The organism is Streptomyces pseudogriseolus, from assembly GCA_002154585.1.
Lineage (GTDB): Bacteria > Actinomycetota > Actinomycetes > Streptomycetales > Streptomycetaceae > Streptomyces > Streptomyces pseudogriseolus.
Genome location: MUNG01000222.1, coordinates 1 through 13728, shown reverse-complemented (window position 1 = coordinate 13728; position 13728 = coordinate 1). Strand labels below are relative to the sequence as shown.

Annotated in this window: 11 protein-coding genes and 1 riboswitch; of the genes, 7 read left to right on the top strand and 4 right to left on the bottom strand. The window is 72.3% G+C overall.

Annotated elements, in window-relative coordinates; genetic code table 11:
- Nucleotides 1-38 precede the first annotated feature (38 nt).
- On the bottom strand, nt 39-980 hold the full coding sequence (locus tag CCN29_RS20505) for a ferredoxin family protein (protein WP_031022484.1): 942 nt from the start codon (nt 978-980) through the stop codon (nt 39-41).
- A 276-nt stretch (nt 981-1256) separates the two neighbouring features.
- On the opposite strand from CCN29_RS20505, the gene CCN29_RS20500 reads away from it, so the two are divergent.
- A complete protein-coding gene (locus tag CCN29_RS20500) occupies nt 1257-1496 on the top strand; it encodes a hypothetical protein (RefSeq protein WP_006136419.1) in 240 nt (79 codons plus the stop codon).
- A 1-nt stretch (nt 1497) separates the two neighbouring features.
- On the opposite strand, the gene CCN29_RS20495 is transcribed toward CCN29_RS20500, so the two are convergent.
- Nucleotides 1498-1995, bottom strand: coding sequence for a DUF6082 family protein (locus tag CCN29_RS20495; RefSeq protein WP_234322462.1), 498 nt, complete (start codon nt 1993-1995; stop codon nt 1498-1500).
- A 378-nt stretch (nt 1996-2373) separates the two neighbouring features.
- Between CCN29_RS20495 and CCN29_RS20490 the strand changes: the two genes are divergently transcribed.
- A complete protein-coding gene (locus CCN29_RS20490) occupies nt 2374-3432 on the top strand; it encodes a CobW family GTP-binding protein (RefSeq protein ID WP_086683610.1) in 1059 nt (352 codons plus the stop codon).
- Here the strand turns inward: CCN29_RS20490 and CCN29_RS20485 are convergent.
- Entirely contained in the window at nt 3429-5882 is a 2454-nt protein-coding gene (locus tag CCN29_RS20485) for a DNA gyrase/topoisomerase IV subunit A (protein ID WP_031022480.1), read from the bottom strand. The two genes, CCN29_RS20490 and CCN29_RS20485, sit on opposite strands and share 4 nt — an antisense overlap.
- Nucleotides 5883-6393: 511 nt before the next feature.
- On the opposite strand from CCN29_RS20485, the gene CCN29_RS20480 reads away from it, so the two are divergent.
- The 4 genes from CCN29_RS20480 to CCN29_RS20465 all read left to right on the top strand — a co-directional run bounded on the left by CCN29_RS20480 (nt 6394) and on the right by CCN29_RS20465 (nt 11200).
- Complete coding sequence (locus tag CCN29_RS20480; protein WP_031063676.1) at nt 6394-7752, top strand: M16 family metallopeptidase; 1359 nt, start codon at nt 6394-6396, stop codon at nt 7750-7752.
- On the top strand, nt 7749-9137 hold the full coding sequence (locus CCN29_RS20475; RefSeq protein WP_006136414.1) for a M16 family metallopeptidase: 1389 nt from the start codon (nt 7749-7751) through the stop codon (nt 9135-9137). Before CCN29_RS20480 ends, CCN29_RS20475 begins: the two co-directional genes overlap by 4 nt.
- 204 nt (nt 9138-9341) lie before the next feature.
- A riboswitch (cyclic di-AMP (ydaO/yuaA leader) is annotated at nt 9342-9507 on the top strand.
- 12 nt (nt 9508-9519) lie between these two features.
- Nucleotides 9520-10293 (top strand): M23 family metallopeptidase, encoded by a 774-nt coding sequence (locus tag CCN29_RS20470; RefSeq protein ID WP_086683607.1) that lies wholly within the window; start codon nt 9520-9522, stop codon nt 10291-10293.
- A gap of 202 nt (nt 10294-10495) precedes the next feature.
- Nucleotides 10496-11200, top strand: a complete 705-nt coding sequence (locus tag CCN29_RS20465; RefSeq protein ID WP_086683603.1) for a GntR family transcriptional regulator — start codon at nt 10496-10498, stop codon at nt 11198-11200.
- Between the two features lie 158 nt (nt 11201-11358).
- On the opposite strand, the gene CCN29_RS20460 is transcribed toward CCN29_RS20465, so the two are convergent.
- Nucleotides 11359-11640: an HPr family phosphocarrier protein gene (locus CCN29_RS20460; protein ID WP_006136411.1), complete on the bottom strand. Its 282-nt coding sequence runs from the start codon at nt 11638-11640 to the stop codon at nt 11359-11361.
- Between the two features lie 176 nt (nt 11641-11816).
- Between CCN29_RS20460 and CCN29_RS20450 the strand changes: the two genes are divergently transcribed.
- A partial coding sequence (locus CCN29_RS20450) for a GNAT family N-acetyltransferase (RefSeq protein ID WP_107481718.1) occupies nt 11817-13728 on the top strand: 1912 nt, incomplete at its 3' end.

The window sequence follows — 13728 nt, the reverse complement described above, 5'->3', positions numbered from 1 at the left end:
TCCGTGAGCTCACCCCGGCGGCGGGAGGCCGACGGAGGTCAGCCCGCCATGACCGCCGGGGTGAGCTCACGGACGTCGACGACGTCCATCCGCGCGGGCGAGCCGAGCACCGAGCCGCAGCTCTCCGGGCGGGGCGGCAGGGACGTGCCCTGGGCGACCGCCACGCGCCAGCGGCGCCCGTCCACATGCGCGACGGTCACCTCCCAGCGGGGCGCCTCGCCCTCCGTACGGACGACGCTCAGCACCTGGGCGGCCTCCTCGCGCACGGCACGCCGCACGGCAAGCTCGGCCGCCTGGCCGGGCCGCTCCCAGGCGGAGCCGCCCCGGCACCCCTCGGTGACGATCCGGCCCTCCCGCGCGCCGTGCAGCACCTCCTTCACGGCGTGCGCCTGCGCCCTTCCGTACGCGTAGCCGTACGGCAGCACGAGCACGGTGGGGGAGAAGCGGTGACCGCCGAGGTGGGTGACCTCCCAGACGCCTTCGACGCCGGAGGACGCCAGCTCGGCCGCGAGGGGCCTGCCCAGCAGGGCGCAACAGCGGTCGCGCTTGCCGTTGGTGCAGACGAGGGCGAGGGGGTCGCCGTCGTGCGGCTCACCGCCCAGCACCGCGCCGAAACTCGCGGCCTCGCCGCGGCCGAGGGCCGGGAGGTCGAGGTCGAGCAGACGGGCGGGGTCGGTGGTGGTCGCGGAGTGCAGCCAGACGTTGCCCGGGACGGTGTGGGCGACGTACACGCGGCGCGTGGCGGGCATACGGCTGTCCGCGTGACGTCCGGGACGCCGGATGAGGGCGACGCGCACGCCGGTGCCCTTCGCGGCGGCCTCCAGGGCGCGGCCCAGGGCGGGGTCGAGGTGGCTGGACGTGAGCGCCTTGGCACCCCACGGTCCGGGCTGCTCCAGCAGCAGCCACGTCCGCGCGGTCGCCGCGGTCCCTTCGACGGGCTCGTCGAGCGCGCGGGAGAGGGTCGAGCACGTGCTACTCACACAGGTGAGCCTAACCTGAGTTGCACGGCGGCGCCTTGTCGGTCCACCCAGGTCTGAGGCGCATTGCCTCGATCGGCCTCGGAGGCGTTCCTGACGCTTACGGACGTATGGCAGCTGACGAGCGAGATCACCCTCGCGGGTGATAGAAGAACCCCCTAGTGCGTTGTGTCCGCTGAGGCTGAGCGTGCCGTTGTGTCCGTCGTGGTTCGCGACCTGTCACGATGGCGCCGCCGCGGGCGTAGGCGCTCGTGCCTTGAGAGCAGAGGAAATTGAACAGTGAGTCAGATCATCCGCCGTCTTGGTGTCGCTCCGCGTTACCGAGGCAGCACGAATGGTGCGACGTGTCCCGACCTCTTCGAGCTGGCCGACGGGAACTTCGCCGTTATCGGCACGGACGCCACTGATTCGCTCGAGTCCCAGCTGCCAGCGGATGCCGCACGTGCCGACTACGAGCGCATCGTCGTTATCACTCGCGAAACGCTGATCAGGGCGAAGGCGGACATCCCGGACGCGTAGGTCACGTTTCGGTGGGTGGGGTGCCCACCACCCACCATTCGTCGGTGTCCGCCTCGTCCAGCTGCGACAGCAAGTCGTCGATCATCTCACCCAGCTTGGCTTCTTCCGTTCCTCGCAGGCTGGCGCGCTGAGGGCGGGTGGCCTCCCAGTAGTCCCGCATGTGGGGGTTCTGGAACATGCCTCTGGCGTGCATGAAGAACTCGTCCAGTGGGATGTTGCCTATGCGGTAGTAGCAGAGCAGGTTCGTGTACTGAGCGTTGGCGAACAAGTACTGGCGGCGCTTCTGAGCGGAAACAGGTTCTTCGAAGTAATCCAGTACCTCGGCCAGTTCCGGGTCGTCGATCGCCTTGCTCAGCAGTTCCCAGTGCTGGCGCTGCTGCATGGCCAGGTTGGCCCGCTGCTGATGGCCGGCCTGTTCCTCCAGGCGCTCAAGGCGCCTGTTGATCGCGTCCAACGCGCTCCTCTGTGCTGCCACCGCAGCGATGACCCCTGCGACCATCCCCAGACCGGCCGCGGTGGCGGAGTGCAGCCTCCGCAGCCCTACGCTCTTTGTGCCCATGTCAATTACCCCCGATCAGGCCGCCGTCCGCCGGTCGTCGGGTGGTGGGTCGACTACAGGGAACCGGCGAGCGGTGGGCGGCGCTTGCCGCCTTCCAGGGTGCCGAGCGGCTCTGATCGGCGGGAAGGCGGAGAGGAGGCGCACGGAGGGAAGCGAGGGTCGCACAATCCGGCGCCTTGCAGACGTCTGCCCCGCGAATGCTGCTAACAATCGTTCACTTCGGGGGCGTTACGGGTACTCGTATCCTGGATCGTCAGTCGTTCGTCCGTGCGCACGCCGTCAGCGATCCGGTGTGCGCACAGGTGTGAGAGGGGTCGTGTGTCGGAGCGGAGCAGCGGGCGGCAGATTCCGGTGGTCGTGCTGGCCGGATTCCTCGGCTCGGGAAAGACCACCCTGCTCAACCACCTCCTCCACCGCAGCGGCGGCAGCCGTATCGGGGCCGTGGTCAATGATTTCGGGGCCGTCGAGATCGACGCGATGGCGGTCGCGGGCGCCCTGGGAGACTCGACCGTCTCGCTCGGCAACGGATGCCTGTGCTGTGCCGTCGACGCCAGTGAGCTGGACGAGTACCTGGAGCGCCTCGCCCGCCCCTCCGCCGGCATCGACGTCGTCGTCATCGAGGCCAGCGGCCTCGCCGAACCGCAGGAGCTCGTCCGCATGGTGCTCGCCAGCGAGCTGCCGGACATCGTCTACGGCGGTCTCGTCGAGGTCGTGGACGCCGCCGAGTTCGACGAGACCCGGGCCGCGCACCCCGGTGTCGACCGGCATCTCGCGCTCGCCGACCTCGTGGTCGTGAACAAGATCGACCGGGTGGACGATCCGGAGCCCGTGCTGAAGACGGTCAGGTCGCTCGTCGACCGGGCGGCCGTGGTGCCCGCCACGCACGGCCGGATCGACCCCGAGTTCCTCTTCGACTGCCGCCCGAGCGAGGAGCGCATCGGGCAGCTGTCCTTCGACGACCTCCACCGGGAGGAGGACGAGGACGGCCGGCACACGCAGCACCTGCACGCCGGGTACGACACCCTCTCCTTCGTGTCCGAGCAGCCGCTCGACCCCCGGCGCCTCATCGCCTTCCTCGACAGCAGGCCCGCCGGGCTGTACCGCATCAAGGGGTACGTCGACTTCGGCTCGTACGACATGCGCAACCGGTACGCCGTGCACGCCGTCGGCCGCTTCCTGCGTTTCTACCCCGAGCCGTGGCCGGCCGGCGCCGCGCGTGCGACGCAGCTCGTGCTGATCGGGACCGGCCTCGACACCGGCGCCCTGCGCGCCGAGCTGGAGGGGTGCCTGAGCGACGGCGCCCCACACACCGACGACGAGGCCGGCATGTGGGGCGTCCTGCGCTACGTCCAGGAGGCCGAGGACCCCGCGGCCTAGACCGGACCGGCCACCACGGCCACCGTCCTGGCCAGGGACACGCCCGAGCCGTCCCGGCGCGGGTCGATCACCGGGAGGTCCACCGCCGTGCCGTTCTTCTGCGCCGCGCGCGCCGGGACGGCGCCCGCCCAGGCCAGGGACAGGCAGTCCTCGCCCTTCAGGAACCGCTGGCAGCGGACGCCGCCGGTGGCCCGTCCCTTGCGCGGATACTGGTCGAACGGGGTCAGTTTGGCCGTCGTCTGGACGGAGTCGTCCAGCGTGCCGCGCGAGCCCGCCACCGTGAACACGACCGCGTCGGCCGCCGGGTCGACCGCCGTGAAGCTGATGACCTTCGCGCCCTCGGTGAGCTTGATGCCCGTCATGCCGCCCGCCGGGCGTCCCTGCGGGCGCACCACGGAGGCCGGGTAGCGCAGCAGCTGCGCGTCGTCGGTGATGAAGACGAGGTCCTCCTCACCCGTGCGCAGTTCGGTCGCGCCGACGATCCGGTCGCCCTCCTTGAGGGTGATGACCTCGAGCTCCTCCTTGTTGGAGGGGTAGTCGGGCACCACCCGCTTGACCACGCCCTGCTGCGTGCCGATCGCCAGACCGGGCGAGGACTCGTCGAGCGTCGTCAGGCACACCACCTGCTCGTCGTCGTCCAGGGACACGAACTCCGCCAGCGGCGCACCGCCCGACAGGTTCGGGACCGGCATCGACTCGGGGAGCTGCGGCAGGTCGATCACGTTCACCCGGAGCAGCCGGCCGGCCGAGGTGACCACGCCGATCTCGCCGCGCGCGGTCGCCGGGACCGCCGAGACGATCACGTCGTGCTTGACCCGCTTGCCGCCGGACGTGTCGCCGAGCGGCCGGTCGTCGGCGGTGCGCGCCAGCAGCCCCGTCGACGACAGGAGCACCCGGCACGGGGCGTCCTCCACCTGGAGCGGCACCGCGGCCGGGACACCGGCCGACTCGAGCAGCAGCGTGCGCCGGTCGTTGCCGAACTTCTTCGCGACGGCGGCCAGTTCGGCCGAGACCAGCTTGCGCAGCTCCGCGTCCGACTCCAGGATCCGGGTCAGCTCCTCGATCTCCGCGTTCAGCCGGTCCTTCTCGGCCTCCAGCTCGATCCGGTCGTACTTGGTGAGGCGGCGCAGCGGGGTGTCCAGGATGTACTGCGTCTGGACGTCGCTCAGCGAGAAGTGCTCGATCAGCCGCTGCTTGGCCTGCGCCGAGTTCTCGCTGGAGCGGATGAGGCGGATGACCTCGTCGATGTCGAGCAGGGCCGTGAGCAGGCCCTCGACCAGGTGCAGCCGGTCGCGCCTCTTGCCGCGGCGGAACTCCGAGCGGCGGCGCACCACGGTGAAGCGGTGGTCGAGGTAGACCTCGAGCAGTTCCTTGAGGCCCAGGGTGAGGGGCTGGCCGTCCACCAGCGCCACGTTGTTGATGCCGAAGGACTCCTCCATCGGCGTCAGCTTGTACAGCTGCTCCAGCACGGCCTCCGGCACGAAGCCGTTCTTGATCTCGATGACCAGGCGCAGGCCGTGCTCGCGGTCGGTGAGGTCCTTGACGTCGGCGATGCCCTGGAGCTTCTTCGAGCCCACCAGGTCCTTGATCTTGGCGATCACCTTCTCCGGGCCGACCGTGAACGGCAGCTCGGTGACGACCAGGCCCTTGCGGCGCGCGGTCACGTCCTCCACGGTCACCGTCGCGCGGATCTTGAACGTGCCGCGCCCGGTCTCGTAGGCGTCCCGGATGCCGGAGAGGCCGACGATCCGGCCGCCGGTCGGCAGGTCGGGGCCGGGGACGTGCTTCATCAGGGCGTCGAGGTCGGCGTTCGGGTGCCGGATCAGGTGCCGGGCGGCGGCGACGACCTCACGGAGGTTGTGCGGCGGCATGTTGGTGGCCATGCCGACGGCGATGCCCGAGGCGCCGTTCACCAGGAGGTTGGGGAACGCGGCGGGCAGGGCGACCGGTTCCTGCTCCTGGCCGTCGTAGTTCGGCGCGAAGTCGACCGTGTCCTCGTCGATGGACTCGGTCATCAGACCGGTGGCCTCCGCCATCCGGCACTCGGTGTACCGCATCGCGGCCGGCGGGTCGTCGTTGCCCAGCGAGCCGAAGTTGCCGTGGCCGTCGACCAGGGGCAGACGCATGGAGAACGGCTGCGCCATGCGGACCAGGGCGTCGTAGATCGACGCGTCGCCGTGCGGGTGCAGCTTGCCCATCACCTCGCCGACCACGCGCGCGCACTTGACGTACCCGCGCTCGGGGCGCAGGCCCATCTCGTTCATCTGGTAGACGATGCGGCGGTGCACCGGCTTGAGTCCGTCACGCGCGTCGGGCAGGGCGCGGGAGTAGATGACCGAGTACGCGTACTCGAGGAAGGAGCCCTGCATCTCGTCGACGACGTCGATGTCGAGGATCTTCTCCTCGAACGGGTCGTCGGGCGGCGGGGTCTTGGTGCTGCGGCGGGCCATCGCTGCCGGCTCCTTGCTGAAGCGTGGGACGGGATCTGATGCGGACCATTGTGGACCTTCGCACTGACAGGGCGGACCAGGACCCGGGTCCTGGGGGCCGGTTCGGTGCGGTGCGGTGCCGTGAGGTACGGCGCAGGGTACGTGGCTTCGGTGCCGCGGCCGCCCTCGGGGCGTGTTTGTCAGGCACCGCGCGTTGGTGCGGGGCGGGGGAGTACGCAGCCCGGCGTTCGCGGGGTGCCGCCGCGCCCGCCCTCCCCCACTCTCGGCTTCGCTCGAGCGGGAGGTACCCCCATCGCCCTGGGGGTACCTCCCAGGCCCTTAAGGCGCTGGGGGAGGCACGACTGCCCGCGGGCGGCGGTGGCACGACTGCCCGCGGCCAGGGGTGCTCGCTCTCGGCGTAGTCGGGCGGGGCGGGAACTCCGTCGGCTGTCCGCGCGCTTGCATACAGTGGCAGGACCGGCAGAAACGGGCGGTGTCGACGACGACCGCCTCCGCGATCGAAGGGACGTACATGCCCATGGGTCACACGGCCACAGCCCAGGCAGGCTCCGGGGGCCTGACAGCGACCGAGCACCGCCTGTCCAACGGCCTGCGCGTGGTGCTCTCCGAGGACCACCTGACCCCGGTCGCGGCGGTGTGCCTCTGGTACGACGTGGGCTCCCGGCACGAAGTCAAGGGCCGTACCGGCCTGGCTCACCTTTTCGAGCACCTGATGTTCCAGGGGTCCGCCCAGGTGAAGGGGAACGGCCACTTCGAGCTGGTGCAGGGCGCCGGCGGCTCGCTCAACGGCACCACCAGCTTCGAGCGGACCAACTACTTCGAGACCATGCCCGCCCACCAGCTGGAGCTCGCCCTCTGGCTGGAGGCCGACCGCATGGGCTCCCTGCTGACCGCCCTGGACGAGGAGTCCATGGAGAACCAGCGGGACGTCGTGAAGAACGAGCGCCGCCAGCGCTACGACAACGTCCCGTACGGCACCGCCTTCGAGAAGCTGACCGCCCTCGCCTACCCGGAGGGCCACCCGTACCACCACACGCCGATCGGATCGATGGCGGACCTGGACGCGGCGACCCTGGAGGACGCCCGCCAGTTCTTCCGCACGTACTACGCGCCGAACAACGCGGTGCTGTCCGTGGTCGGCGACATCGACCCGGAGCAGACGCTCGCCTGGATCGAGAAGTACTTCGGCTCCATCCCGGCGCACGACGGCAAGCCCGCCCCGCGCGACGGCTCGCTGCCCGACGTCATCGGCCGGGAGCTGCGCGAGGTCGTCGAGGAGGAGGTCCCCGCGCGGGCGCTGATGGCGGCCTACCGGCTCCCGGAGGACGGCACGCGCGTGTGCGACGCGGCCGACCTGGCGCTCACCGTGCTCGGCGGCGGCGAGTCGTCGCGGCTCTACAACCGGCTGGTGCGGCGCGACCGCACGGCCGTGGCGGCCGGGTTCGGCCTGCTGCGGCTGGCGGGGGCGCCGTCGCTCGGCTGGCTGGACGTGAAGACGTCCGGCGACGTCGAGGTGCCGGTCATCGAGGCCGCCATCGACGAGGAGCTCGCCCGGTTCGCCGAGGAGGGCCCCACCGCCGAGGAGATGGAGCGCGCCCAGGCCCAGCTGGAGCGCGAGTGGCTGGACCGGCTCGGCACGGTCGCGGGCCGCGCCGACGAACTGTGCCGTTACGCCGTGCTGTTCGGCGACCCGCAGCTCGCCCTGACCGCCGTGAGCCGGGTCCTGGAGGTGACGGCCGAGGAGGTCCAGGAGGTCGCCAAGGCGCGCCTGCGGCCCGACAACCGCGCGGTGCTCGTCTACGAGCCCACCGCCCCCGCCGCCGACACCGACGCCGACGCCACCGACGAGAACGAGGAGACGGCGAAGTGACCGAGCTCGCCACGATGGAGTTCCACCCCCGGCCGCAGGCGGGCGAGGCCAAGCCCTGGGCCTTCCCGGCCCCCGAGCGCGGCGCCCTCGACAACGGTCTGACCGTGCTGCGCTGCCACCGCCCCGGCCAGCAGGTCGTCGCCGTCGAGGTGTGCCTCGACGCGCCCCTGGACGCGGAGCCGGAGGGCCTCGACGGCGTGGCCACGATCATGGCGCGCGCCTTCTCCGAGGGCACCGACAAGCATTCCGCCGAGGAGTTCGCCGCCGAGCTGGAGCGCTGCGGCGCCACCCTGGACGCGCACGCCGACCACCCCGGCGTCCGCCTCAGCCTCGAGGTGCCGGCCTCGCGACTCGCCAAGGGACTCGGACTGGTCGCCGACGCCCTGCGCGCGCCCGCCTTCGCCGACAGCGAGATCGAGCGGCTGGTCCGCAACCGCCTCGACGAGATCCCGCACGAGCTGGCGAACCCGTCCCGCCGTGCCGCTAAGGAGCTCTCCAAGGAGCTGTTCCCGGCGAGCGCGCGCATGTCGCGCCCGCGCCAGGGCACCGAGGAGACCGTCGAGCGCATCGACTCCGCGGCCGTGCGCGGCTTCTACGAGAAGCACGTCCGCCCGGCCACGGCGACCGCCGTCGTGGTCGGCGACCTCACCGGCGTCGACCTGGACGCGCTGCTCGCCGACACCCTGGGCGCCTGGACCGGCTCGCAGGGCCGGCCGCGGCCCGTCCCGCCGGTGGTCGCGGACGACACCGGGCGCGTGGTGATCGTGGACCGGCCCGGCGCCGTGCAGACGCAGCTGCTGATCGGCCGGATCGGCCCGGACCGGCACGACCGGGTGTGGCCCGCGCAGGTGCTCGGCACGTACTGCCTGGGCGGCACCCTCACCTCGCGCCTGGACCGCGTCCTGCGCGAGGAGAAGGGATACACCTACGGCGTACGGGCGTTCGGCCAGGTGCTCCGGTCGGCGCCCGACGGCACGGGCGCGGCGATGCTGGCCATCAGCGGCTCGGTCGACACCCCCAACACCGGCCCGGCGCTGGACGACCTGTGGACCGTGCTGCGCACGCTGGCCGGCGAGGGCCTCACCGACGAGGAGCGCGACGTCGCCGTGCAGAACCTGGTGGGTGTGGCGCCGCTCAAGTTCGAGACGGCGGCGGCCGTCGCGAGCACCCTGGCGGACCAGGTCGAGCAGCACCTGCCGGACCACTACCAGGCCGACCTGTACCGGCAGTTGGCCGCCACCGGCACCGTGGAGGCCACGGCGGCGGTGGTGAACGCCTTCCCGGTGGACCGCCTGGTGACGGTCCTCGTCGGCGACGCCGCGCAGATCAAGGCGCCCGTGGAGGCGCTCGGGATCGGCGAAGTCACCGTCGTGGCGGCCGAGTAGGGACGCGGCGGGACACCCCGCGCGCGAGGGCGCCCCGGTGGCGGGTACGTCACCGGGGCTCCCTTATGCCCGGATTGGGGCGGAGGTTGCCTGTCTGCCCTGTGGGATGCGCTACAAAACCCGGGAAACGTTTGGGGATTGCGAGATGTCCCGCTTAGTTTCATGCGGGCTGTTCGTCGGGCAGTGCGCCGCATCCGCGGCACCGGACAGTCATCGCCGAGTCCCCGTACGGCGCGAGCCAGGGGAGCCGGGGACCCACATGAAGTCCCTGGGGTGAATCGGGCGCCCGCGCGTGTCGCGAGGGGGCCCGTAGGAGACCTTCCTGCTCCGAACCCGTCAGCTAACCCGGTAGGCGAGAGGGAAGGAAAGGACCAGCTTGTACATGGCGTTCACGCGCGCCACCGGGAAGCACCGTCGTCCCAGCACCAGCCGTCGCGGCACCGCCCGTGCCGCCGGCGTCGCGGCCCTCGCGGGCAGCGGCGTCGTCGGCTCCCTCGCGGCCCCCGCGCTCGCCGCCGAACCGGCCGCGGCCCGCACCGGCCTCACGCCCGTCGTCACCCTCGGCGACGTGGTCGCCGACCGCATCGACGCCCAGGCCGCCGCCCAGCACGAGGCCGCCCGCGTGGCCGCCGAGGCGGCCGCGCGCAAGGCCGCCGAGCAGGCGGCCCGTGAGCGGGCGGCCGAGGAGGCCGAGAAGGCCCGCGCCGAGCAGGAGCGCGCCGCCCGCGAGGCCGAGCGCAAGCGCCTCAACACCTTCGTCTCCCCGATCCCCGGCTCGTACGTGTCGACCGCCTACCAGAGCGGCGGCGCCATCTGGTCGTCCGGCAGCCACACCGGGATCGACTTCCACGCCGCCTCCGGCACGCCCGTCCACTCCGTGGGCGTCGGCACCGTCGTCGAGGCCGGCTGGGGCGGCGCGTACGGCAACCAGGTCGTCATCAAGATGCACGACGGCACGTACACCCAGTACGCGCACCTGTCGTCGATCGTGGTGTCGGTGGGCCAGGAGGTCGCCGCCGGCGAGCAGATCGGCCTCTCCGGCGCCACCGGCAACGTCACCGGCGCCCACCTCCACTTCGAGGCGCGCATGTCCGCCGACTACGGCTCCGACCTCGACCCGGTCGCCTACCTCCGGTCGCACGGCGTGAACATCTGAGGCGCGCCCTCCCGCCCTCCGGGCCCCGGCTCTCACTGGAGCCGGGGCTTTCGCCGTTTTAGGACCCGTCCGTCCGGGCGCCGGCTGTCCAAAATTCATGTATGGATTCCGGTCCCCCGTCGGAAATTGTCGCCGATTGCAATAGAGTCACGAACGGACGTCAATCGTCGACGTTTCACGGGGATTAAGCCGGAGGTCGGTCATGCGTATTCCCGCGCACTCGGTGTGCACGGCGATCCGGGACGACATCGTCGCCGGTGTCCACGAGCGCGGGGGCCGGCTCACCGAGGAACTGCTCGCCCGCCGCTACGGGGTCTCCCGCGTCCCCGTCCGCGAGGCGCTGCGCACGCTGGAGGCGGAGGGGTTCGTGGTGACCCGGCGGCACGCGGGCGCGTGCGTGGCGGAGCCCACCGATCAGGAGGCCGCCGACCTGCTGGAGATGCGCCGGCTCCTGGAGCCCCTCGGCGCCTCCCGGGCGGCCCAGCGGCGCACCGACGCCCATCTGAAGGTGCTGCGCGGCCTGGTCAGGCTGGGGCAGGAACGGGCACGTCAGGGCAACAGCGACGACCTGCGCTCACTGGGCGGCTGGTTCCACGAGACGCTCGCCCAGGCCTCCGGCAGCCCGGCGCTGACATCGCTGCTGACCCAGCTCAGGCACAAGATCGCCTGGATGTACGCGGTCGAGGGCCCGCCCGACCCGGTCGCGTACTGGGCGGAGCACGGCGCGATCGTGGACGCCGTGGCGCGCGGCGACGGCGAGCGGGCGCGGGCCCTCACGGCACTGCACACCGAGCAGGCGAACGCCGGGCACCGGCTGCGGTTCGGCTCCGGCGCCGAGCGCGCCGTCCGCGCGGACCGTGTGAGGAACTCGCAACATCCCGTAAACATGACGGGCCTGCGCCATTAACAAGCGTCCCGTATACAAAGAGGACGGAATTCGCGGGGGGCTTTTCCGCTGCCCGGAAATGGGGGAACGGTAAAGGCCCGTCCGGTGATCCGGACGGGCCTTTCCGTGTCTTTACGTCTGTTTCCGAGCCGCACGGCCGTGGCGTGCGGAATGCGGATTCAGACGGTCTCGGGGAGTTCCTCGAGACCCTCGGCGACCAGCTTCGCCAGACGGTCCAGGGCGGCGTCCGCGCCCTCGGCGTCGGAGGCGAGGACGATCTCCTCGCCGCCCTGGGCGCCCAGGCCCAGGACGGCCAGCATCGAGGCCGCGTTGACGGGGGTGCCCCCGGCCTTGGCGATCGTCACCGGGACGCCTGCGGCCGTGGCGGCTCGGACGAAGATGGAGGCGGGGCGGGCGTGGAGACCCTCGGCCCAGCCGACGTTGACGCGGCGCTCAGCCATGTGTTGCTGCCCTTCGCTGTTCAGGGTTGTCTAGACCAGTCTTCCATATCGTGGCGCATGCCCGGAGCGGCGTCCGGGACGGCCCCCGGGGGCGCCGGGCCGCGGCCTCGGCCCGGCGGTCGTCCACCACAGACTGCCCCGCGCCGCCGCCGGACGCGAGCCGTACTCTGGGGCCCATGCAGACCTCGTCGGACCGCCACGAGTACCCCGCCCACTGGGAGGCCGACGTGGTGCTGCGCGACGGCGGCACCGCACGCATCCGCCCCATCACCGCCGACGACGCCGAGCGCCTGGTCAGCTTCTACGAGCAGGTGTCCGACGAGTCGAAGTACTACCGCTTCTTCGCGCCCTACCCGCGGCTGTCCGCCAAGGACGTGCACCGCTTCACCCACCACGACTTCGTGGACCGGGTCGGGCTCGCGGCGACCGTCGGCGACGAGTTCATCGGCACCGTGCGCTACGACCGCATCGGCGCCGGCGGGCGGCCCGCGGCCGGCGCGGACGCCGACGAGGCCGAGGTCGCCTTCCTGGTGCAGGACGCCCACCAGGGCCGGGGCGTCGCCTCCGCCCTGCTGGAGCACATCGCCGCGGTCGCCCGCGAGCGCGACATCCGCAGGTTCGCCGCCGAGGTGCTGCCCGCCAACACCAAGATGATCAAGGTGTTCACCGACGCCGGGTACACCCAGAAGCGCAGCTTCGAGGACGGCGTGGTGCGCCTGGAGTTCGGCCTCGAACCCACCGACCGCTCCCTGGCCGTGCAGTACGCGCGCGAGCAGCGCGCCGAGGCCCGCTCGGTGCAGCGGCTGCTCGCCCCCGGCGCGGTCGCCGTCATCGGCACCGGCCGCACCCCCGGCGGTGTCGGCCGCAGCATCCTCGACAACATCCGCGACGGCGGCTTCACCGGCCGCCTCTACGCCGTCAACGGGGCGCTGCCCGAGGGGCAGAAGGAGCTCGACGGCGTGCCCGCCTTCCGTTCCGTGCGCGACATCGACGGGCCGGTGGACCTCGCGGTCGTCGCGGTGCCCGCCGACCGGGTCCCCGAGGTGGTCGCCGAGTGCGGCGAGCACGACGTCCAGGGCCTGGTCGTGGTCTCCGCCGGCTACGCCGAGTCCGGCCCCGAGGGCAGGGAGCGCCAGCGCGCCCTGGTCCGGCAGGCCCGCAGCTTCGGCATGCGGATCATCGGACCGAACTCCTTCGGCGTCATCAACACCTCGCCCGAGGTCCGGCTGAACGCCTCGCTCGCCCCCGACATGCCCCGCGCCGGCCGCATCGGCCTGTTCGCCCAGTCCGGCGCCATCGGCGTCGCGCTCCTGTCCCGCCTGCACCGGCGCGGCGGCGGCGTCACCGGCGTCACCGGCCTGTCCACGTTCGTCTCCTCCGGCAACCGGGCCGACGTCTCCGGCAACGACGTCCTCCAGTACTGGTACGAGGACGCCGACACCGACGTCGCCCTGATGTACCTGGAGTCCATCGGCAACCCCCGCAAGTTCACCCGCCTCGCCCGCCGCACCGCCGCCGCCAAGCCGCTCGTCGTGGTGCAGGGCGCGCGCCACGGGGCGGGACCGCGCGGGCACGCCGTCCGCGCCACCCAGCTGCCGCACGCCACGGTCTCCGCCCTGCTGCGCCAGGCCGGGGTGATCCGCGTGGACACCATCACCGAACTGGTCGACGCCGGCCTGCTGCTCGCCCGCCAGCCCCTCCCGGCCGGACCCCGGGTGGCGATCCTCGGCAACTCCGAGTCCCTGGGCCTGCTCACCTACGACGCCTGCCTCGCCGAGGGGCTGCGCCCGCACCCGCCGCGGGACCTCACCACGGCCGCCTCGGCGGCGGACTTCCACGCCGCGCTCTCCCGCGCGCTGGCCGACGACACCTCCGACGCCGTCGTCGTGACCGCCATCCCGTCGGTGGGGGAGGGCTCGGTCGGCGACGCGTCCCTGGCCGAGGCGCTGCGCTCGGCCGCCGCCGAGCAGCCGACCAAGCCGGTCCTCGTGGTCCACGTCGAGCTGGGCGGCCTGGCCGAGGCCCTGTCCGCCGCGACGAGCACCGCGCCCCAGCCGGGCGCCGCCTCCGGCCCGGTCCCACCGGCCG

Excerpts from the sequence above, each read along its gene's own strand:
- CCN29_RS20465 (WP_086683603.1), top strand. The coding sequence starts at position 10,496 with ATGCGTATTCCCGCGCACTCGGTGTGCACGGCGATCCGGGACGACATC.
- CCN29_RS20485 (WP_031022480.1), bottom strand. The coding sequence starts at position 5,882 with ATGGCCCGCCGCAGCACCAAGACCCCGCCGCCCGACGACCCGTTCGAG.
- CCN29_RS20460 (WP_006136411.1), bottom strand. The coding sequence starts at position 11,640 with ATGGCTGAGCGCCGCGTCAACGTCGGCTGGGCCGAGGGTCTCCACGCC.
- CCN29_RS20470 (WP_086683607.1), top strand. The coding sequence starts at position 9,520 with ATGGCGTTCACGCGCGCCACCGGGAAGCACCGTCGTCCCAGCACCAGC.
- CCN29_RS20495 (WP_234322462.1), bottom strand. The coding sequence starts at position 1,995 with ATGGTCGCAGGGGTCATCGCTGCGGTGGCAGCACAGAGGAGCGCGTTG.
- CCN29_RS20480 (WP_031063676.1), top strand. The coding sequence starts at position 6,394 with ATGCCCATGGGTCACACGGCCACAGCCCAGGCAGGCTCCGGGGGCCTG.